Origin of the sequence: Streptomyces sp. CA-181903, from assembly GCF_050937075.1 — a bacterium.
GTDB lineage: Bacteria > Actinomycetota > Actinomycetes > Streptomycetales > Streptomycetaceae > Streptomyces.
Map to the genome: position 1 here is coordinate 4,273,222 of NZ_JBNJLY010000001.1, position 20,349 is coordinate 4,293,570.

A 20,349-nucleotide genomic window follows, 5' to 3' on the forward strand; every position below is an offset into this window, starting at 1 on the left:
GCGAGCAGTCGCAGGGCCTCGCGGCCGGTCCTGGTCACCGTGCGTCCCGCGCCGCGCGGACACGGTTTCAAGCGGCCGTTCCGGCCCGCCACTGCCGCCGAGTGGCCCGCCTCGTGGAGGAGGCCCGCTCCCCCTGACGGGGGAGCGGGACCGTCCGCCCGGACGATCCGCCCGGCACGCCCGCCCGGCGAAGGTGGACCCATGGACCTCACCCCCACGCCACTGCCCCTCGGGCAGCCCGCCTTTCCCCGCCGCTCCTTCGGGCCGCCGCCTACGCAGCCGCCGCCTGGGCCATCGCTTTCTCCCTGGTCCACCTGTACTGGCTCTTCGACGGCCGGATCGGCCTGCCGGCGGGTCTCTCCGTGCGCGGCAACACCCCGCTCCTGGTCATCGACGTCCTCGCCGTCCCTGTTTGCGCCGTGGCCGCCGCGCTGGCCCTGGCGCTCGTCCGGCCCTGGGGCACACGCTTGCCGGCCGGACCGCTCACCGTCCTCCTCTGGGGCACCACCGCACTGCTGCTCTTCCACGCCATGCCGTCCGTTCCCGACTGGGCGGCCCTGGCCGTCGGCGCTCGTACGGCTTCCGACCTCGACGCGATGGGCAGGTTCGCGACCTTCCTGTACGAGCCGTTCTTCATGGCCGGCGGGCTGCTCTTCGGTCTTGCCTGCCTCGGCCGCCGGACGAGGCGCCCGGAGGGCGCGTTCGATCTTCGGAGCGCGGGTGCGAGGTGAGAGCTACTCGGCCACGACACTAACGACCGGCGTTCAGCCGCCTGTTCCGGATCAGAGTGAGGAGGGAGCGGAGGGCGGTGGGGTTGAGGGTGAGGACGGTTCCGGGGGCGTCGCTCTCGCGGAGGCGGAGGGTGCCGGCTCCGAGGGCGGCCACCTCCAGGCAGTCGCCGTTGCCGCCGCTGGTACTGAAGCTCGACTTCTGCCATTGGGCCATCGGCATGGGACGCCTTTCACAGGGTGTACAGCAAGTGGTGGATGAGGCTCAGGGAGTCTCTGTCCGTAGAGAACTCGCGTTCAGTTCTTGGGTCAATCGGCGGCAGGGCGATGGCTTGCAGGTCCTCGAACGACTTGCTGAAGCCCCGCAGATGTTGCTGATCGCTGATGAAGGGGGACGAGGCCGGTTGCTCGATGTAGACAGTGTCGAGCTCGGGTACGGCCGCCTGGAAGACAAGGAAAGGCGTGTTGGACGAGGGCGGATAGACGCCGGTCTTGAACGGCAGGAGCTGAATCCGTATCTGAGGGAGGCGGGCCATGCGGACCAGGTGCTCGATCTGGTCGCGCATGACGTGTGGCGGTACGAACTGCAGCCGCAGGGCGGTCTCGTGGACCACGGCGTGGAACCGCAACGTGCCAGACAGAACCGCGTCCTGTCGCCGTAGCCTGAATTCGATGTACTTCTCGCGAAGCGCCGGATCGGCGTCGCTTTCCCCACCTTCGATGAGTGCCCGGACGTAGTCGGGCGTCTGGAGCAGGCCGGGCACGTAGAGCCACTGGAAAGACCGGCACGATACGGACGACGCCTCCAGCTCCGCCAAATCAAGGGCCTCGCTTGCCATATGGCGCTTGTAATCGGACCACCACCCCCGTCCAGTGGACCGTCCCATCTCCACGAGCGCGTCTACCAGCGGTTCGGATCGGCAACCGTACGCGTCAGCAAGTGCCCGTAGCTTCACCTCGGGAATGGCTGTGCGAGCCGCCTCGATGTGGCCCAGGTGGGGCGGGCCGAGTCCCGCCACGGCGGCGGCCTCGCCGACCGACAGCCCGGCGGCAAGGCGGAGTCTGCGCAATTCAAGGCCCAAGCGGCGCTGCCGTTGGGTGGGGTTGGCGCGTAGGCCCATGCATGCCCTCCTGCGGATCGTCAGCAGTCTGCCGGGTTTTGGTCGGCGCGAGCCACTCGATGGGGGCAATCACCCTGAACGGGTTGCAGGTTGGCAACCGAAGTCCTCTACGGTCGTCGCGACCGCCCTTCCCGCCGCCGTAAGCCGGAAGCGCACCGTCGAGCGGAGCCATGCGCGTCGACGGCAATGCCACCGCATGAGACGGACGGGCACCGGTGAACTCAAGGAGTCACGCATGTGTCCCATCACCACCCTGGCCCCGGCCGCCGGCCCGCACCCGCACCTCCGGCCTCGTACCGACTTCTCCTTCGCGTTCCCGCCCGCGCCCGCGTGGGTGGGCATGGCGAGGGAGGCCGTGCGGACGGCGATCGGGGACGTCCATACGTCCGAGCTGACGGAGATGGCCATGTTGCTGACGTCCGAGTTGGTGACCAACGCGATCGACGCCTGTCGTCGTACAGGGTGTCCGGCGCCGGTCGGGGTGCATGTGGAGTGGGCGGCGGGTGGGGTGCGGGTGCTGGTGCGGGACGACGCGCCGGGGCTGCCCGTGCCCGTTCCGCCCCGGCGGTGGGAGCCGGACGAGCGGCCGGAGCGCGGCAACGGGATGCTGATCGTCGGGGCGTGCGCCACGGACTGGGGGGTGTGCCGGCACGGGCCGGGGACCGGGAAGACGGTCTGGTTCCAGCTCGGTTCCTGACAAGGGCCGGACGCCGTGTGTGATCTTCGTCCACGGTGTTCTCCCGGGCCCTCCCGGGCCGCTCCGCCTGTGGCAGAGTCTGGCCCGTGGATCCCCTGCGCCCTCACGACCCCCCGGCTATCGGCCCGCACACGCTCCTCGCCCGGCTCGGCAGCGGCGGCATGGGACAGGTGTACCTGGGCAGGTCGCCCGGCGGGCGGCAGTTGGCGATCAAGGTGATCCGGGAGGACTTCGCCCAGTCCGGCGACGCGGCGGCCCGCTTCCGGCGCGAGGTGGAGACGGTACGGGCGGTGCGCAGCGCGTACACGGCCAACCTGGTGGACGCCTCGTTGGAGACGGCGCCGTACTGGCTGGCCACCGAGTACGTGCCGGGCCCGACGCTGACGCGGGTCACGGGCGAGCGGGGGCCGCTGCCGCCGGAGACGTGCTTCCGGCTGTTCGCGGCGCTCGCGGAGGCGCTGGAGCAGGTGCACGAGCACGGGATCACTCATCGGGACCTCAAGCCGCACAACATCATCCTGTCGCCGGTCGGGCCGAAGCTGATCGATTTCGGGATCGCGCGGGGTGCGGAGCAGACGGCTCTCACGCGGACCGGTGTCGCGCCCGGTACGCCCGGTTACACCGCGCCCGAGGTCATCACGCGGAACGAAGTGACGTCCGCCGCCGATGTGTTCGCGCTCGGCGCGACGATCGCCTGCGCGGCGACGGGGCGGCCGCCGTACGGGGAGGGGTCGCTGGAGTCCGTCGTGTACCGGGTCGTGCACGGGGAGGTCGACGTCGACGGGGTCGAGCCCCGGCTGGCCGAGCTCGTCCGGGCCTGCACGGCGGCGGACCCGGGCGCGCGGCCGGCCCTCTCCGAGGTGATCGGGCGCTGCGGCGTGACGTCGTCGCTCGTCGACGATCCGGTGTACGGCGCGTTCGCCGGGCTCGGGGAGCGGGCCCCGGAGGATGTTCCGGCGGCGATGGCGGCCGGCCTGATACCTCAGCGGCCCGTGGGGGCCGCGTACACGCCTACGTACGCCCCGACGTACGTACCGCCACCGCAGGCGCCCGAGCCGCCGCGGCGCCGGTCCCGGCGGGGGCTGTGGATCGGCGCGGCGGCCGGTTCTGTGGCGCTCGGGGTCGCCGTCGGGCTCGTGGTCGCCCTGCCGGATGACGGCGACCGCACATCGGGGACCGGTGCGGTCGGTGCCGATCCGTCCGGACAGCCGGCCGCCGTGCCTTCCGGGCTGCCCGCCGGCACCCTCGGCCCGGCCGGAAAGCCGGGCGGCACGCCGCAGAGTCCCTCGGCCGCGAGCGCCCCGCCCACGAGTGCGGGACCGCCCGCGGGGCCCCAGGAGGAGCCGAAATACATCGAGGCCACGAATCCGAACCGGGACTTCTGGAGCCCGGCCGGCGGATCCGGTATGGGCAGTTGCAACATGCCGTCCGAGGAGCGGAGCGAGCACTTCCAGGCGGCGATCCAGGCCATCGACAACCCGGCCGAAGGGCCGGTGGTGACCGCCGACGGCGGAGGGATCTCCTTCCGCCTCAAGTACGCGGATCCGAAGCTGGAAAGGCCGTATTACGTGTCGGTGGCGGTGAAACCGCCGCACGAGATCGATCCCGGGACCGGTAAGGCGTCCAAGTTCACCAACCTCGGTATGGGGTACACCAGCACCCCCGTCGACCTGTTCGCCAGTGGAGATCCGACGAAGGACGTCGAGTTGAGATATCCGGACGACTTCCGGGCCATGCAGGGCGGCAAGCCCTACGCCTCGGCCGTGCCGTTCCACGCCGACCCCGGCGACTGGACCGTGATCTTCTATCACGTCAAGGGGCCGAAGGAGTACGCCAGCGTGATGTGCCGGGGATTCACGGTGCGGTAGCGCTCGACGCATCCGCCGCACACACCGGCTCACACCCGGCCGCGCCGACCGGACGAACGCGCTCCCCCGCTCTGTACCTTCGGCCAAAGCCTTCCGAACCGGGGGTATATGGAGCCGCACTGGGGGAGTATTGGCGGGTGCGTAAGTGGTGGGTGGGCATCGGTATCGGTATCGGGCTGGGCATGAGCCTCCTCGGGCTGCTCTTCTTCGCGACGTTCACCATTGCCGGCAACATCGCGGGTGGGGCCCGGGGCGCCGTGGGCCTGGCCAAGGGCGCGGTTCCCGTGGAGTACCAACCGCTGATCGAGAAATGGGGCAATCTCTGCCCCGCGATCTCGCCGCCGCTGCTCGCGGCTCAGCTCTACACCGAGAGCAACTGGAACCCGAAAGCGCGGAGCCCCGCAGGTGCGCTGGGAATCGCCCAGTTCATCCCCGAGACCTGGGCCCAGTACGGGGTGGACGCCAACGGCGATGGAAACCGAGACATATGGGAACCGGCCGATGCCATCGCGTCGGCGGCCACCTATGACTGCGCCCTGGCGCGGGACGTCAAGGGCATTCCGGGCGACGCCACGAACAACATGCTGGCCGCGTACAACGCGGGTGCCTACCGCGTCATCAAGGCCGCGGGCGTCCCCGCGATCAGCGAAACCCAGGGCTACGTCAGATCCATCCGCGACCTCGAAAAAAGCTTCGCCCGCCCCGTAGGCCGCGTAGCCCCCTCCCAGCAGGCCGCAGGGGCCATCTACTTCGCTCAGGAGCAGCTGGGGAAGCCGTACCTGTGGGGCGGGGAGGGGACCGCGGCGGATGGGGGGCGGTTCGACTGTTCGGGGCTGACGAAGGCGGCTTACGCGTCCGTGGGGATCGAGTTGCCGCGTGTCGCGAACGATCAGTGGAACGCCGGGCCGCACCCGAAGCGGGACGAGCTGATGCCGGGGGACCTCGTCTTCTTCGCGCACAACCTGAACGACCCGCGTTCGATCCATCACGTGGGGTTGTACGTGGGCGGGGGTTACATGATCAACGCGCCGCACACGGGGGCCGTGAACCGGTTCGACAAAATCGACACGCCGGATTACATCGGTGCCACGCGCGTGACGGATGCGGGGGCGAAGGCGTTGCCCAGGGCGAACGGCGTGTGAACCCTGGGCCTCCTGCTCCGCCCCTGGTCACCCTTGGATAACGTCCTGGTGATCATTGAGTGGAGAGCGGAACGCCGGGTCGGATGGGCGCGTTCCATGGGGGTGGGCGAGCCGCGCCTCACCATGGGCGCACGGACCACGGGGGTTTGGCAGCTGCACCGAGCTACAGGCGACAGATAAGGGGGCACCACATGCCCGGACACGAGGCGGTCCATCCCCTGGCGGAGGCCAAGGGAGGCTCGTCGGGCCCCGACGTCAGCCTGCTGTACGACATCAACGGGCTGGCCAAGGACGCCCCGGGGTGGCTCGACCGCACGATGGAGTTCGTCGGCGAGTACGGAATCGTCGTCGGGCTCGGTGTTCTGATGGTCTGTGCGTGGTGGAGCGTGCGCCGCGCCCCGGACGCCCCCGGTGGCGTCGCCGCGCTGCTGTGGGCGCCCCTGGCGGCGGGCCTGGCGCTGCTCGTCAACGTGCCGATCCGCGGCTTCGTCCGGCGCCCCCGCCCGTTCCTGGAGCACCAGGGGCTCGACGTGCTGGTCAAGGGCAAGACGGACTTCTCGTTCGTCAGCGATCACGCCACGCTCACCATGGCGTTGGGCGTCGGGCTGTTCGTGGCGCACCGCAGGTACGGGCTGATCGGCATCGGCCTCGCGTTCCTGGAGGGCTTCTGCCGGGTCTTCATGGGCGTGCACTACCCCACGGACGTGATCGGCGGTCTGGCGCTCGGCACCGCCGTGGTGCTGCTGCTGGCGCCGCTGGCGATGATGCTGCTGACGCCGCTGACCGGGTGGGTCGCCGCGTCGCGCGCCGGGTGGCTCGTACGGTCGCGGAGCGCGCCCGCGCCGATCGTCGTCGCGGAGGAGCCGGACGGCGGCGGTGTCACGGGACGTCAGACGCAGCGGCACGACAAGGGATTGGCCGCGTAGGCGTCAGCGGCACATGCGAGCGGCCCCGGCCTCCTGGAGAAGAACAGGAGGCCGGGGCCGCTCTCGTACAGGCCGCGATCACAGCGCCTGCGGGAAGTCGAACACCCGTTGCGGGTCGTACTGCCGCTTCAGTTTCGTCAGCCGGTCCGCCGCGTCCCCGTAGTACGCCCGGCGCCAGTCCTTCAGCCCCGCGTCCGCGTAGTTCTGGTAGGCGGCGCCGGACGCGTACCGGCGCATCGCGGCGTGGATGCCGTCCAGCCAGGCGACCTGCGGGCCGCCGGACGCCGTGGGCCCCCACGAGGTGAGGTACTGGGCCAGGAACCGCGAGCGGCGGTGCACGAACGCCGTGTCCAGCGGCTTGACGCGGTTGACCGCGCCGCCGAGCGCCGTCAGCTGAATCGATCCGCCGCCGCCCCCGCCCTTGCGGCCGAACCGTTCCGTCTGGTCGAGGAGGGTGCGGATGCCGGCGGCGTCGAGCGAGCGGTCGTAGAAGTCGGAGCGCGCCGCGTACGTCTCGCGGCCGAGCTTGCCGGCCTTGTCGCGGCCGGGGGTGCGGCCCGGGAGGTGGGACTGGGCGAGGGTGAGGTCGGCGCAGCCGGCGTAACGGCGCATGCTGTCCAGGTACGGGCGGCTGCGCACCGAGATGCTCGCCTTGCCGCCGCCGACCTTGGCGGCCAGTTTGTCCAGCGCGTTGGCGAGGCCGCTCTTCGCGCCGAGGGAGAAGGCGGCGACGGCGATGTGCGGGGTGCGGCCGGGGGTGACGGAGAGGTCGCAGGCGGACCAGATCTCGTCCGGCTGGCTCGGCCCCCACTCCTGCCAGGCGCGGATGACGTCGGCGGCCTTGGCCCACGGCCAGGAGACGTAGCCGGTGACGCCGTCGCCCACCCGGCGGGTGCGGAAGCGGAGTTCGGTGACGACGCCGAAGTTGCCGTTGCCGGCGCCGCGCAGGGCCCAGAAGAGGTCGGGATTGCGCTTGGCGTCGCACTCGACGGTCTTGCCGTCGGCGGTGACGAGGGTGGCGCCGGTGAGGCTGTCGCAGGTCAGGCCGTACGCCCGGGAGAGGACGCCGTGGCCGCCGCCGAGGGTGAGGCCGGAGACGCCGACCGTGGGGCAGGAGCCCGCGGGGATGGTGACGCCGCTCGCCGCCAGGCCGGTGTAGACGTCGATGAGCTTGGCGCCGGCGCCGATGACGGCGGAGGACGAGGTGGGGGTGCGGATCGTCCTCAGCCGCGAGACGTCGAGGACGAGCCGCCCGTCGCCGCCGGACCAACCGGCGTAGCTGTGGCCGCCGTTGCGTATGGACACCGGTATGGAGAAGCGGCGGGCGAAGGAGAGGCAGGCGGCTATGTCCTGGGTGCCCGCGACGTAGGCGACGCCGGCCGGGCGCTGTCCGTCGTAGCGGGTGTTGTAGAGCTGCCGGGCGGTGGCGTAGTCGGCGTCGTCGGGACGGATGACGCCGCCCTTGAGGCCCTTGCCGAGGGCGGTCCAGTCCGCCGCCCGGACCTTGGCGGAGCGGGCGGCGGTGCGAACCGCCGTGTTCGCCGGGGCCGCCGGAGTCACCGGGGCCGCGGTCGCCGTGCCGCCCACGAGGGCGGGTGCGGCCCAGGCCGCCGCGGTCAGTCCCGTCGCGGCCGTCAGCAGTGTGCGCCTGTCCATGGTGCGTTCGCCCCCGTTGTTCCCGTGTGCCCTGATACCTGTACCGACGTAAGGAACAGATGATCAGGGTGGGGGAACGGTTCCCGGGGCGGGGGCGAGGGATCAGTGACCGGTCTGTGCCAGATGCCCGTCCGCGTCGGTGCGGGCCTGGGAACGGGCCCGGCGGGCCGGGCCGAGCCAGCCGCAGGTGCAGCGGGCCGAGCAGAAGGCGCCGCGTTCACCGGTGCTGACGTGGTGTTCGACTGTGGTGGACGGTACGGAGGGTGCCGTTGGGGGCTGCGCGGAGGACGGTATGGAAGGCCGCGCGGGGCGCTGTGCGGGGTGCGTCTCGGACACATCACCACGCTACCGGCCGGACCGGCCGGACCGGCCGCCTCCGTCTGTTCCCGTCGGCCGTCCGCCCCCGTCCGTTCCCGCCCGCCCGCATCCGTCCCCGTCCGCCCCCATCCGTCCCCGTCCGCCGCATTCCGCGACCGTGACGGCGGCCCGGACGCGGTCGTTGGAAGAGAACAGGTTCCACCAGCGCACGGCAGGGAGCTGACGGTCATGGCGGTGCAGGGGCACGGACGCAGGGCCGCGGTGGCCACGGCGGTGGCGGGCGGCCTCGCCCTCGGCCTGCTGGTGACCGGCTGCGCCGAACCGGAACCGGGCGAGGAGGCGCGGGACGCCTTCGGCGGTGGGCACGGCGGGGCGCTGCGGGCGGTGCGGACCACCGGCGAGGCCCACCCGGGGCGGGCGGCCGAGGCGCTGCGCGGGGTACGGGAGGCCCTGGCCGCGGCGGGCGGCGCCCGGGTCCGTACCGTCATGGAGACGGAGAGCGGCGGGACGCGGCTGACGATCCGGGGCGTCGGCGCCTACGACTTCGCACGGCCGGCCGGAAGCCTGACGGTGCTGGTGCCCGAGGACGCCCGGGGGGCCGCCGAGCACCGGCCGATCACCGAGGTCTTCACGCCGGGCGCGCTGTACATGAAGAACCGGGGCGCGGGCGTCCCCGCGGACAAGTGGGTCCGCCTCGAAACGGGCACCCTCGCCGACGGCGACCTCCTCACCGGCGGTGCGACGGACCCGCTCGCGGCGGCCGAACTGCTCGGCGGCGCGCGGGAGGTCACGTACGTGCGCGACGAGGGCGTGGACGGCGTCCCCGTACGGCACTACCGGGGGAAGGTCGACCTGGCGGAGGCGGCGCGGCGGGCACCGGCCCGGGACCGTGCGGCGCTGGCCGCGGCGGCGAAAGGGTTCTCCTCGGGGACCGTGGTCTTCGACGCCTTCCTCGACGACGCGGGCCGGGCGCGCGTCCTGCGCTACCGCTTCAGCGTCCGGGACGAAGGGGAAAAGGGGGAAAGGAGGGAAGGGGGAGAAAAGGGGAAGAGGGCGGAGGACGGTGCTCCCGCGGGCCGTACGGCCGCTCCCGCCACCGCCGGGCCGATGACCGTGGTCTCCACCGTCGAACTCACCTCGTTCGGATTCGCGCCCGACATCCGGCTCCCGGCTTCCGGCGATATTTATGCGGGGACGGTCGCCTCACCGCGCAAATAGCGGAGCCGGGCCTGATTGGCCATGGAAATGGTCCTTCTGTGCCATGCGCGGCGTGTGTACCGATCACTAATCTGGAAACCGGACCCTCGTAAGACGCCCGGCCGGTCCGCCCGGCCGGAGGCCGGTGAGTGAGTGCTCCCGTACCAGACACGCAAGGCCCGAGGAGGTGAATCACGTGGTTTCGCGGCGCGGTTCGGCACCCGGTCCGGATCCCGTGGCCCTCATCGAGATCGACCTCTACGGCGAGTTGATGATCGCCGCCACGGGCGCGGCCGAGGAACGGCTGAGTCCGGACCGGATCGACGAGGTGCTCAGAGTCGTACGGCCCCGGTCCCGGCGGCCGGCACCGCAGGGGGACTCGGACGGCTGAGGGCGGGGCTGAGGGCGGGGTGGCGGACGTACGGCCCGCCCATCTGGGCCGGAGGTTCCTCCCTTTCGGGCGGAAGGACATCCGCCGGGCCCGAGACCCCTCCCTTCCAGTCCCGAGACCCCGCCCTTCCAGCCCCGAGACCCCTCCCGTCCGACCCCGAGACCCCTCCCTCCAGCCCCGGGACCGTTCCCGCCCGGGCCCGGCTCAGGACCGCAGCAGCCGTGCGATGGCCGCCGTCGCCTCGGCGACCTTGGCGTCGATCTCGTCGCCGCCCTTGACCGCCGCGTCGGCGACGCAGTGCCGCAGGTGCTCCTGGAGGAGCTGGAGGGCGAAGGACTGCAGCGCCTTGGTGCCCGCGGAGACCTGGGTGAGTATGTCGATGCAGTAGACGTCCTCCTCGACCATGCGCTGGAGGCCCCGGATCTGGCCCTCGATCCTGCGCAGTCGCTTGAGGTGCAAGTCCTTCTGGTGGCTGTAGCCGTGGGGGCCGTGGTGGGTCCCGGCGCTGTGAGCATTGTCGCTTCCGGCCGTCCCGGTCGTCCCGGCCGCCTCGACGGACCCGGCGGCTTCGGAGGCCCCGGTGGTTTCCCTGCCGGTTCCCGTGCCGGTTCCCGCGGCGGGGGCGGGTCCGCCGTGGCAGGACGCCGTGGCCGGTTCGCCGGTGCCGGCCGCTGTGGTTCCCGTGGTGGTCATGGCGTCCTCCGTTGTCCCGCGCGTTCCGCGCCGTAGGACGGCGTGTCGCCGTCCGTTCGGGGCGGGGCCGCGGAGCGTCCCGTGTCGGTGCCCGGCTTATACCCCACGTATATACCCCTGCCGGGTATATGGTAGCGAAATCCCCGGCGTGCGGCCGTGGAGAGGGTGGTACCGGCTTGGTGTGCACTCTGCCCGATGGGCGACACTGAGGGAATGCCAGTTAGCTGTGGCCGGATGATGCGCCTAGCATCAACGAGACCGAATCCGCTGCACCCCGAGGATCCCACGTGCGCTTTCGTCTGACCCCCAGGGAGACGAGCTTCTACGACATGTTCGCCGCGTCCGCGGACAACATCGTCACGGGCTCCAAGCTCCTGATGGAACTGCTCGGTGCGGAGCCGTCCGCCCGGGCCGAGATCGCCGAGCGGATGCGGGCAGCGGAGCACGCCGGGGACGACGCGACCCACGCGATCTTCCACCAGCTGAACTCCTCGTTCATCACGCCGTTCGACCGCGAGGACATCTACGCCCTCGCGTCCTCGCTCGACGACATCATGGACTTCATGGAAGAGGCGGTCGACCTGGTCGTCCTCTACCAGGTCGAGGAACTGCCCAAGGGCGTCGAGCAGCAGATCGAGGTCCTCGCGCGAGCCGCCGAGCTCACCGCCGAGGCCATGCCGAACCTGCGCACGATGACCAACCTCACCGAGTACTGGATCGAGGTCAACCGCCTGGAGAACCAGGCCGACCAGATCCACCGCAAGCTGCTCGCCCACCTCTTCAACGGCAAGTACGACGCCATCGAGGTGCTCAAGCTGAAGCAGATCGTGGATGTGCTGGAAGAGGCGGCGGACGCGTTCGAGCACGTCGCGAACACGGTCGAGACCATCGCGGTCAAGGAGTCCTGACCCCCGGTGGATACGTTCGCACTCGTCGTGACCATCGCGGTCGCGCTCGGATTCACCTATACCAACGGCTTTCACGACTCCGCGAACGCCATCGCGACCTCGGTCTCCACGCGGGCGCTGACCCCGCGCGCGGCCCTGGCGATGGCGGCGGTCATGAACCTCGCCGGTGCCTTCCTGGGCAGCGGCGTCGCCAAGACCGTCAGCAAGGGCCTGATCGAGACGCCGGTCGGCGACAAGGGGATGGGCATCCTCTTCGCCGCGCTGGTCGGCGCGGTCGTCTGGAACCTGGTGACCTGGTACTTCGGCCTGCCGTCGTCGTCCAGTCACGCCCTGTTCGGCGGCATGGTGGGCGCGGCGCTCGCGGGCGGGACGACCGTCATCTGGTCGGGCGTCGTCGACAAGGTCGTCGTCCCGATGTTCCTCTCGCCGTTCGTCGGCCTGATCATCGGCTATCTGGTGATGGTCGTGATCATGTGGATGTTCCGGAAGTCCAACCCGCACAAGGCGAAGCGGGGCTTCCGGATCGCTCAGACCGTCTCCGCGGCGGGCATGGCGCTGGGGCACGGCCTCCAGGACGCCCAGAAGACGATGGGCATCGTGGTCATGGCCCTGGTCATCGGGGACGTCCAGGACAAGGACGCCGCGATTCCGCTCTGGGTCAAGCTGGTCTGTGCGATCACGCTGTCGCTGGGCACCTACGCGGGTGGCTGGCGCATCATGCGGACGCTCGGGCGGCGGATCATCGAGCTGGACCCGCCGCAGGGGTTCGCCGCCGAGACGACGGCCGCTTCGGTGATGTACACGGCTTCGTTCATGTTCCACGCGCCGATCTCGACGACGCACGTGATCACTTCCGCGATCATGGGCGTGGGCTCCACCAAGGGGTCGCGGGCCGTGCGGTGGGGTGTCGCGAAGAACATCGTGATGGGGTGGTTCATCACGATGCCGGCCGCGGCGATCGTCGCCGCGTTCAGCTATTGGATCGTGCAGCTCGCCTTCGGGTGACCTTGGCTGTCCGACGCTGTCCGACGGATCGGGCCCGCCCCCTGGCACCCAGGGGGCGGGCCCTTTTCGCTCCGCGGCGGCACCGCCATGCAGCGCCGCGGGGCGAGTCGGTGGGGTGCCCCGGTCCCGCCCCTTCGCCGATCCCCGGGGGGCGGACCCCCGGACCCCCTGAAACCGCGCTCCGCGCGGTTGTCCTCAAACGCCGGACGGGCTGGAAGGCCAGGGCCTACCCGAAGCGCCCCGAGATGTAGTCCTCCGTCGCCTGCACCGACGGGTTGGAGAAGATCCGCTCCGTGTCGTCGATCTCGACGAGCTTGCCGGGCTGGCCCATACCCGCCAGGTTGAAGAAGGCCGTGCGGTCGGAGACGCGCGCCGCCTGCTGCATGTTGTGGGTCACGATGACGATCGTGAACCGTTCCTTCAGCTCGCCGATGAGGTCCTCGATGGCGAGGGTGGAGATCGGGTCGAGGGCCGAGCAGGGCTCGTCCATCAGCAGGACCTGCGGTTCGACGGCGATGGCGCGGGCGATGCAGAGGCGCTGCTGCTGGCCGCCGGAGAGGCCGGCGCCGGGCTTGTTGAGGCGGTCCTTGACCTCTTTCCAGAGGTTGGCGCCCTTGAGGGACTTCTCGACGACCCCGTCCAGCTCGGACTTGCGGATCCGGCCGCCGTTGAGGCGGATGCCCGCGGCGACGTTCTCGTAGATGGACATGGTCGGGAAGGGGTTGGGGCGCTGGAAGACCATGCCGACCGTGCGGCGGACGGAGACGGGGTCGACGCCGGAGCCGTAGAGGTTCTCGTCGTCGAGCATCACCTTGCCCTCCACGCGGCCGCCCGGGGTGACCTCGTGCATCCGGTTGAGGGTGCGCAGGAAGGTGGACTTGCCGCAGCCGGAGGGGCCGATGAAGGCGGTCACGGAGCGGGGCTCGACGGTCATCGAGATGTCGTCGATGGCCTTGTGGGCGCCGTAGTAGGCGGAGAGGCCGCTGACGTCGATGCGCTTGGCCATGGGATCACTGCTTCTTTCTCAGGAGCTCAGGAGCGTACGAGGGCGGTCAGCGACCGGCCTTGGGAGCCTTCCAGCGGGCGATGCCCCGGGCCACCAGGTTGAGGATCATGACGAACGCGATCAGTACGAGGGCCGCTCCCCAGGCGCGGTCGTAGCTGGCGTCGTTCCCGGCCGCCCACTGCTCGTAGATGTAGTACGGCAGCGAGGACTGCGCCCCGTTGAACGGGTCGTTGTTGATCACCTGGGAGCCGAAGACCAGCAGCACGATGGGCGCGGACTCGCCGGCGACGCGGGCGACGGCGAGCATGACGCCGGTGGCGATGCCGCCGATGGCCGTCGGGAGGACGACCTTGAGGATCGTCCGCCACTTGGGCACGCCCAGGGCGAGGGACGCCTCGCGGAGCTCGTTGGGGACGAGCTTGAGCATCTCCTCGGTGGAGCGGACGACGACGGGCATCATCAGGATCGCCAGGGCCATCGAGCCGGCGAAGCCCGAGTAGTCGAAGTCCAGCATGATGATCCAGAAGCTGAGGATGAACAGGCCGGCGACGATCGACGGGACGCCGGTCATCACGTCCACGAAGAACGTCACGGCCCGGGCGAGCCGGCCGCGGCCGTACTCCACCAGGTAGACGGCGGTCAGCAGGCCGACCGGCGCCGCGATGGCGGTGGCGATGCCGACCTGCTCCAGGGTGCCGATGATCGCGTGGTAGACGCCGCCGCCGGGCTGGATGGTGAGCACGCCGGCCATGGAGTGCGACAGGAAGCCGCCGTCGAGGACCTTGGAGCCGCGGGCGATGGTCTCCCAGATCAGCGAGACCAGCGGGACGACCGCGATCAGGAAGCACATCCAGACCAGGCTGGTGGCGAGCCGGTCCTTGGCCTGCCGGCGGCCCTCGACCCGGGCCGTGAAGCCGTAGGTCAGTACGACGTAGAGCACGGCGGCGATAAGGCCCCACTGCACCTTGCTGTCCATCCCGGCGCCCAGGCCGATGCCGCAGCCGATGGCGAGGGCGAGGGCGGCCAGGGCGGCGGGGGCCCAGCGCGGCAGCCGGGGCCGGTGCAGGCCGGGGGCCGGTGGGGACGTGTCGTCGGTGGTCGCGGGACGGTTCATGGTCACGTCGCTCACGAGAACTCCTTGCGGCGGGCGATGATCATCCGGGCCGCGCCGTTGACCAGCAGGGTGAGGACGAACAGGACGAGGCCGGAGGCGATGAGCGCGTCCTTGCCGGTCTCGCCGGACTCCTTGAAGCTGCTCGCGATGTTCTGGGCGAAGGTGCCGCCGCCCGGGTCGAGGAGGCTGGTGGAGATCAGGAAGCTGGGGGAGAGGACGGTCGCGACGGCCATCGTCTCGCCGAGGGCGCGGCCGAGGCCGAGCATCGAGGCGCTGATGACGCCGGAGCGGCCGAAGGGCAGGACGGCGGTCCTGATGACCTCCCAGCGGGTGGCGCCGAGCGCCAGCGCGGCCTCCTCGTGCATCTTCGGCGCCTGGAGGAAGACCTCGCGGCTGACGCTGGTGACGATCGGCAGGATCATGATCGCCAGCAGGATGCCGATGGTGAACAGCGAGCGCGCGGCGCCGCCGTGGTAGGCGAGGACGCCGGTCCAGCCGAAGTACTCGTCCAGCCAGCCGTACAGTCCGCCGAGGTGCGGCACGAGGAACAGGGCGCCCCACAGGCCGTACACGATCGACGGCACGGCGGCCAGCAGGTCGATGACGTACGACAGCGGCGCGGCCAGCCTGCGCGGCGCGTAGTGCGAGATGAACAGCGCGATGCCGACGGCCACGGGGACGGCGAGGACCATCGCGATCAGCGAGCTGACCACGGTGCCGAAGGCGAGGACCGCGATGCCGAAGACCGGCGGGTCGGCGTTGGCCTTCCAGTCGAACGTGGTGAGGAAGTTGCCCTCGTCGACGGAGAGCGCGTGGGCGGCGCGGACGGTGAGGAAGACCGCGATGGCGGCCATGATCACCAGGAGGAGGATGCCGGAACCGCGGGAGAGCCCGAGGAAGATCCGGTCGCCGGGGCGGACGGTGGTCTTGGTCGCCTTCGTCGTCCTGGCCCCGAGGGCGGGGGCGGGCTGGGCCGCCACCAGGTCGGGGGTGGCCTGGCCGGGTGGCCGGTCGGCCGGTGCCGGGTTGGCTATGTCCTTGTCATTCACGGAATTCTCCGGTCTGCGGGGCCGGACGCGCTGTGCGTCCGGCCCGTGGCGCGGCGGTGCACCGGATCGTGCGAACGCCCGCTGGGCGGCCGCACGGGGGTTCAGGAGAGGCTCGCGACGTTCTCGCGGACCTTCTTCGCGATCTCGGCGGGCAGCGGCGCGTAGCCGAGCTGCTTGAGCACGGACTGGCCGTCCTCACTGGCGATGTAGGTCAGGAAGGACTTGGCGGCCGGCAGCGTCTCGGCCTTGTTGCCCTTGTCGCCGACGATCTCGTAGGTCACCAGGGTGAGCGGGTAGGCGCCCTCGGCCTTGGTGGTGTAGTTGAGCTTGAGGGCCAGGTCCTTGCCGGTGCCGGTGATCTTGGCCTCGGCGATGGCCTTGGACGCGTTGTCGGGGCTGGCCTCGACCGGGGCCGAGGCGCCGGTGTTGAGCTTCACCGTCTTGATGCTGCTGGCGGTGGCGTAGGACAGCTCGAAGTACGAGATGGCGCCCTGGACCTGCTTGACCTGCGAGGAGACACCGGCCGAACCGTCCGCCGCCTGGCCGCCCTTGGGGGCCCACGCCTTGGCGGGCGCGTACGGCCAGGAGTTGCCGGCCGCGGCCTTGAGGTACTTGGTGAAGTTGTCGGTGGTGCCCGACTCGTCCGAGCGGTGGAACGCCTGGATCTTGGTGTCCGGGAGCTTGGCGTCCTTGTTGAGCTTGGCGATCGCCTCGTCGTTCCACTTCTCGATCTTGCCGTCGAAGATCTTGGCGAGGGTGTCGGCGTCGAGGACCAGGTTGTCCACGCCCGGCAGGTTGTAGCCGATGGCGATGGGGCCGCCCACCATCGGCAGGTTGATGCCCTGGCCGCCCTTGACGACGTCCTTGGACTTGGCGACCTCCTCCGGCTTCAGCGGCGAGTCGGAGCCCGCGAAGGCGGTCTTGCCCTGCAGGAACTCCTGGATGCCGGCGCCGGATCCGGTGGCCTTGTAGTTGATCTGGATGTCCTTGCAGGCGGACATGAAGTTCTTGACCCACAGGTCCATCGCGTTCTTCTGCGCGGACGAGCCGGAGGCCAGGAGCTGGCCCTTGCCCTCGCACTTGACGTTCGACGCGGACTTGGCGGTGCCGTTGCCCCCCTGGCCGCTGTCGTTGTTGTCGTCCGAGCCGCACGCCGTGAGGACCAGGGCGCCGGAGACGGCGATGGCGCCGAAGGCGACGGCCCGGAGCCGGTTCTTGCGCTGAAGCTTCACTTTCGGGTGTTCCTTCCGGGAGCCGCCGCTGGGGCGGCGTGCGAGAGGTAGGTGGTGCGGTTTCGGAATTCTGTGGTGCGGTGTCGGGATTCTGCGGTGTCCGGTCGTGCGTGCGGAGCGGCCGCGCACGGGTGGCGACCGCCCAGCCCCTGTTCTACGGCCGAAATTAAGCAGATCAGGTGAAGCCGTCGAAGGAGCGAGGTGAACGAGGGGTGAACCTCGGCCGTCAGAGCGGTGGCAGGGGTCGGGGAGGAGGGCTCGCGGGAATTCGGGGAGGCGGGACCGAACGAATCGCGCCAGCGCGGGATTCCGGACACTGTGACGCAGATCTCTGTCGGTTCGTCCGTCCCCATGACACGATCCGTTCCGCGCGTTGCGGCATGTGAGGGCGTGGCGTTCGAGTCGCGGAGGTATTCCGGTGGGGCGGAACGGCGGAGCCGTTGGTGGCGTGGACAGGGACGTCGCGGGGGACGCGAGGGTGAGCAGACCCGAGAACCGGATCCCGGCATTCCGCAGAGTGGTCGTCGCGACGGCCGTCGTCTGCGCCGCCGTGACCGCCGGCGCCGCGCTCCCGCAGGCCGCCTGGGCCGACCCGGCGCCGCCCTCGAAGAGCCTGGAAGAGGTCCACCAGGAGGTGGAGGCCCTCTACCGCAAGGCCGAGTCGGCCACGGACGCGTACAACGCGGCGGACGAGCAGACCCGGCTCCAGGAGAAGAACGTCGGCGACCTCACCAAGCAGGTCTCCGCCGCCCAGGAGCGGGTGCGTGAGCTCAAGGACCGCGTCGGCGAGCTGGCCCGCACCCAGTACCGCACCGGCGGGCTGGCGCCGTCCACGCAGCTGTTCATGGCCCGCTCGCCCGAGGAGTTCCTCGACGCGCTCGACACCACCCGCCGGGGGCAGGACGCCACCCGCCGGCTGCTGACCGAGACGGAATCGGCCAAGGGCGAGCTGGAGAAGTACGTCAAGGCCGCCGACGACCGGTGGAAGCGGCTCAAGGACGAGCGGAAGAAGAAGGACGAGGCGAAGAAGGAGATCGAGGCCCGCCTCGACGCCGCCAAGAAGCTGGAATCGCGCCTGGAGGAGAAGGAGCGCGAGCGGCTGCGGCAGATCGAGGAGGAGAAGGCCCGCCAGGCGCAGCGGACGTGGCTCGCCTCCGACGCCCTCAAGGGCGTCTCCCTCAAGGACGCCGGGTCGGCCACCGAGATCGGCCGCCGCGCGGTCGCGTTCGCCACCGCGCAGATAGGCAAGGACTACGTCTGGGGCGCCGTGGGCCCGGACACCTACGACTGCTCCGGCCTCACCTCCCGCGCCTGGGCGACGGCCGGCCTCGGGATACCGCGCACCTCGCAGGAGCAGTGGCGGCAGCTCCCCAAGGTCGACGTCCGGGACATGCGCCCCGGCGACCTCATCATCTACTTCTCGGACGCCAGCCACGTCGCGATGTACGTGGGCGACGGGATGATGGTGCACGCGCCGCGGCCCGGCCGGCAGGTGACGATGGCGGGGGCGGGGTCGATGCCGATCCTCGGGGTGGTCAGGCCGGGCGGGTGAGGCGGGGGCGTGACGGTCGTCCCGTGACGGGCGTCGCGTAATGGTCGTCACGTAACGATCGTCACGCCCGCCGTGTGCGCTCCGCCGGTAACTCCGGTAACTCCGGCCACGGAACGGTGATCACGTAACGTCCGTCACGTAACTCCCGTCACACGAGCGGCAGCACGTGAGGCGGCCCACGTAACGCACGTCACTCGGCGCCCGGTTCGCGCTCCAGAGCGGTCGCCGTACGCGTTTCGGGGGAGCGCGCGATCCGTTCTCGTACGTGCGTGTGCGACGTGACGTTTCTCATGACGTTTTCCTCCCGGCCCGCCCCAAAAGCGGCGTTGGCGACGGCATATGACGGAGGCGGGTGGCTCCGTACCATTCCGTTCGCCCGCGGCCTGCCGCTACTGTCGCGTCGGGCGCCGCCGACCTGCGCGGCGTCGCCCTCGGGGGTGGGGCGCCTCCCGGCGATCGTCGGGGGAGGAAGGAAACCGACGTGATGCCCGTATCCGCACCCGGCCCGATGGCGTCCGCCGCCGGACCGTCCGACGGTGGGCTGACCCTGCTGGTGATCGAGGACGACCCGGCCGGGTCGCTCTCCATGCCCGACATGGCCGACATGACCGTGGTGGCCGGCAAGCCGGTCCGCATCCGCACCGCACGCAACCTCACCGAGGCGGAGCGGCTGCTCACCCACGACGTCCAGTGCATCCTCCTCGACCTCGCCCTGCCCGTCGCCGGGGAGACGGCCGGCGGCGGCCCCGACGCGCCCCGCGACGAGCTGGACACCCTGCGCCGGGTGCTGCGGCTCGCCCCACGGCACGCCGTCCTCGCGCTGACGTCGGAGAACGACGCCGAGCGGGCCGCCGAGGCGGTACGCGTCGGCGCGCAGGACTACCTCTTCCGCGACGAGCTGGACGGCCGGGTGCTCAGCCGCGCCATCCGCTACGCCGTCGAACGCAAGCGCGCCGACCTCGCCCAGCACCAGCTCACCGAGTCACGGCTGCGCGCCCAGGAGAACGCCCGGCTGGAGCGCGGCCTGCTGCCCCACCCGCTGCTGGCCGGATCCGACCTGCGGTTCGCCGCCCGCTACCGGCCCGGCCGCAGCCGCGCCCTGCTCGGCGGCGACTTCTACGACACCGTCCGGACGCCCGACGGCACCGTCCACGCGATGATCGGCGACGTCTGCGGGCACGGCCCGGACGAGGCGGCGCTCGGCGCCGAACTCCGGATAGCCTGGCGGGCGTTGACCCTGGCGGGACTGCACGGCGGCGAGCTGCTCGGCGTCCTCCAGGAGGTCCTGGAGCACGAGCGCGCCGACGAGGAGATCTTCGCGACCCTCTGCACGCTGGACATCGCCCCCGACGGCCGCTCCGCCGCCCTCTACCTGGCCGGCCACCCGGCCCCGCTGCTGACCCGCCCCGGCGAGCCGCCCTGCCTGCTGCCGCAGGACGGCGGCGGACCGGCCCTCGGCCTGCTGCCGCGGGCCCACTGGCCGCGGCTGGACGTGGGGCTCGGCGACGCCTGGAGCCTGCTGATGTACACCGACGGCCTGATAGAGGGCCGGGTGGGCGGCCCGGAGGGCGGTGCGCGGCGGCTCGGGCAGGAGGGGATGATCGAGATGATCGCCCGTCAGGTGAAGGAGGGGCTGTCGGGCGAGGAGCTGCTGGACGCGGCGGTCACCGAGGTGCGGGCCCTGAACGGCGAGGAACTGACGGACGACCTGGCCGTGTTGCTGCTGGACCGCTGAGCCGTCGGCGG

The 20,349-nt window shown here is 71.0% G+C and carries 20 protein-coding genes; 11 read left to right on the forward strand and 9 right to left on the reverse strand.

The window, feature by feature from the left end; all coding sequences use genetic code 11:
- Nucleotides 1-305 precede the first annotated feature (305 nt).
- Complete coding sequence (locus tag ACQEVS_RS19140) at nucleotides 306-731, forward strand: DUF3995 domain-containing protein (RefSeq protein WP_433027689.1); 426 nt, start codon at nucleotides 306-308, stop codon at nucleotides 729-731.
- A 19-nt stretch (nucleotides 732-750) separates the two neighbouring features.
- Here ACQEVS_RS19140 and ACQEVS_RS19145 read toward each other — a convergent pair whose 3' ends face one another.
- Entirely contained in the window at nucleotides 751-951 is a 201-nt protein-coding gene (locus ACQEVS_RS19145; protein ID WP_433021953.1) for a DUF397 domain-containing protein, read from the reverse strand.
- 10 nt (nucleotides 952-961) lie between these two features.
- Nucleotides 962-1,849, reverse strand: a complete 888-nt coding sequence (locus tag ACQEVS_RS19150) for a helix-turn-helix domain-containing protein (RefSeq protein ID WP_433021955.1) — start codon at nucleotides 1,847-1,849, stop codon at nucleotides 962-964.
- Nucleotides 1,850-2,084: 235 nt separating this feature from the next.
- Here ACQEVS_RS19150 and ACQEVS_RS19155 point away from each other — a divergent pair, with 235 nt between their 5' ends.
- The 4 genes from ACQEVS_RS19155 to ACQEVS_RS19170 all read left to right on the forward strand — a co-directional run bounded on the left by ACQEVS_RS19155 (nucleotide 2,085) and on the right by ACQEVS_RS19170 (nucleotide 6,482).
- Complete coding sequence (locus ACQEVS_RS19155) at nucleotides 2,085-2,546, forward strand: ATP-binding protein (protein ID WP_433021957.1); 462 nt, start codon at nucleotides 2,085-2,087, stop codon at nucleotides 2,544-2,546.
- Between the two features lie 86 nt (nucleotides 2,547-2,632).
- The gene (locus ACQEVS_RS19160) at nucleotides 2,633-4,414 is read left to right on the forward strand and encodes a protein kinase domain-containing protein (RefSeq protein ID WP_433021959.1); all 1,782 of its coding nucleotides are present in this window, start codon (nucleotides 2,633-2,635) and stop codon (nucleotides 4,412-4,414) included.
- A gap of 137 nt (nucleotides 4,415-4,551) precedes the next feature.
- Entirely contained in the window at nucleotides 4,552-5,556 is a 1,005-nt protein-coding gene (locus ACQEVS_RS19165) for an NlpC/P60 family protein (RefSeq protein ID WP_433021961.1), read from the forward strand.
- 191 nt (nucleotides 5,557-5,747) lie between these two features.
- On the forward strand, nucleotides 5,748-6,482 hold the full coding sequence (locus ACQEVS_RS19170; RefSeq protein ID WP_433021963.1) for a phosphatase PAP2 family protein: 735 nt from the start codon (nucleotides 5,748-5,750) through the stop codon (nucleotides 6,480-6,482).
- Between the two features lie 78 nt (nucleotides 6,483-6,560).
- Here ACQEVS_RS19170 and ACQEVS_RS19175 read toward each other — a convergent pair whose 3' ends face one another.
- Nucleotides 6,561-8,138, reverse strand: a complete 1,578-nt coding sequence (locus ACQEVS_RS19175; RefSeq protein ID WP_433021965.1) for an FAD-binding oxidoreductase — start codon at nucleotides 8,136-8,138, stop codon at nucleotides 6,561-6,563.
- Between the two features lie 102 nt (nucleotides 8,139-8,240).
- Nucleotides 8,241-8,474: a hypothetical protein gene (locus tag ACQEVS_RS19180; protein ID WP_433021967.1), complete on the reverse strand. Its 234-nt coding sequence runs from the start codon at nucleotides 8,472-8,474 to the stop codon at nucleotides 8,241-8,243.
- 210 nt (nucleotides 8,475-8,684) lie between these two features.
- Here ACQEVS_RS19180 and ACQEVS_RS19185 point away from each other — a divergent pair, with 210 nt between their 5' ends.
- Together ACQEVS_RS19185 and ACQEVS_RS19190 are read left to right on the forward strand one after the other, a co-directional pair.
- Nucleotides 8,685-9,674 carry a hypothetical protein gene (locus ACQEVS_RS19185; protein WP_433021969.1) on the forward strand — a complete coding sequence of 330 codons (990 nt, stop codon included), beginning with the start codon at nucleotides 8,685-8,687 and terminating at the stop codon, nucleotides 9,672-9,674.
- A 175-nt stretch (nucleotides 9,675-9,849) separates the two neighbouring features.
- Complete coding sequence (locus tag ACQEVS_RS19190; RefSeq protein ID WP_433021971.1) at nucleotides 9,850-10,044, forward strand: hypothetical protein; 195 nt, start codon at nucleotides 9,850-9,852, stop codon at nucleotides 10,042-10,044.
- 204 nt (nucleotides 10,045-10,248) lie between these two features.
- On the opposite strand, the gene ACQEVS_RS19195 is transcribed toward ACQEVS_RS19190, so the two are convergent.
- On the reverse strand, nucleotides 10,249-10,737 hold the full coding sequence (locus ACQEVS_RS19195; protein WP_433021973.1) for a metal-sensitive transcriptional regulator: 489 nt from the start codon (nucleotides 10,735-10,737) through the stop codon (nucleotides 10,249-10,251).
- Between the two features lie 287 nt (nucleotides 10,738-11,024).
- Here ACQEVS_RS19195 and ACQEVS_RS19200 point away from each other — a divergent pair, with 287 nt between their 5' ends.
- On the forward strand, nucleotides 11,025-11,645 hold the full coding sequence (locus tag ACQEVS_RS19200; RefSeq protein ID WP_171171115.1) for a DUF47 domain-containing protein: 621 nt from the start codon (nucleotides 11,025-11,027) through the stop codon (nucleotides 11,643-11,645).
- Between the two features lie 6 nt (nucleotides 11,646-11,651).
- A complete protein-coding gene (locus tag ACQEVS_RS19205; protein WP_433021976.1) occupies nucleotides 11,652-12,650 on the forward strand; it encodes an anion permease in 999 nt (332 codons plus the stop codon).
- A gap of 226 nt (nucleotides 12,651-12,876) precedes the next feature.
- On the opposite strand, the gene pstB is transcribed toward ACQEVS_RS19205, so the two are convergent.
- From pstB to pstS, 4 genes are all read right to left on the reverse strand, one after another.
- Nucleotides 12,877-13,656, reverse strand: a complete 780-nt coding sequence (gene pstB / locus ACQEVS_RS19210) for a phosphate ABC transporter ATP-binding protein PstB (protein WP_433021978.1) — start codon at nucleotides 13,654-13,656, stop codon at nucleotides 12,877-12,879.
- A gap of 46 nt (nucleotides 13,657-13,702) precedes the next feature.
- On the reverse strand, nucleotides 13,703-14,770 hold the full coding sequence (gene pstA / locus ACQEVS_RS19215; protein WP_433027692.1) for a phosphate ABC transporter permease PstA: 1,068 nt from the start codon (nucleotides 14,768-14,770) through the stop codon (nucleotides 13,703-13,705).
- An 11-nt stretch (nucleotides 14,771-14,781) separates the two neighbouring features.
- The gene (pstC, locus tag ACQEVS_RS19220; RefSeq protein ID WP_433027695.1) at nucleotides 14,782-15,750 is read right to left on the reverse strand and encodes a phosphate ABC transporter permease subunit PstC; all 969 of its coding nucleotides are present in this window, start codon (nucleotides 15,748-15,750) and stop codon (nucleotides 14,782-14,784) included.
- Nucleotides 15,751-15,920: 170 nt separating this feature from the next.
- The gene (gene pstS / locus ACQEVS_RS19225; RefSeq protein WP_433021980.1) at nucleotides 15,921-17,051 is read right to left on the reverse strand and encodes a phosphate ABC transporter substrate-binding protein PstS; all 1,131 of its coding nucleotides are present in this window, start codon (nucleotides 17,049-17,051) and stop codon (nucleotides 15,921-15,923) included.
- Nucleotides 17,052-17,529: 478 nt separating this feature from the next.
- Between pstS and ACQEVS_RS19230 the strand changes: the two genes are divergently transcribed.
- Both ACQEVS_RS19230 and ACQEVS_RS19235 read left to right on the forward strand, forming a co-directional pair.
- On the forward strand, nucleotides 17,530-18,603 hold the full coding sequence (locus tag ACQEVS_RS19230) for an NlpC/P60 family protein (RefSeq protein WP_433021982.1): 1,074 nt from the start codon (nucleotides 17,530-17,532) through the stop codon (nucleotides 18,601-18,603).
- Between the two features lie 484 nt (nucleotides 18,604-19,087).
- Nucleotides 19,088-20,338 (forward strand): PP2C family protein-serine/threonine phosphatase, encoded by a 1,251-nt coding sequence (locus tag ACQEVS_RS19235; RefSeq protein ID WP_433021984.1) that lies wholly within the window; start codon nucleotides 19,088-19,090, stop codon nucleotides 20,336-20,338.
- Nucleotides 20,339-20,349 lie beyond the last annotated feature (11 nt).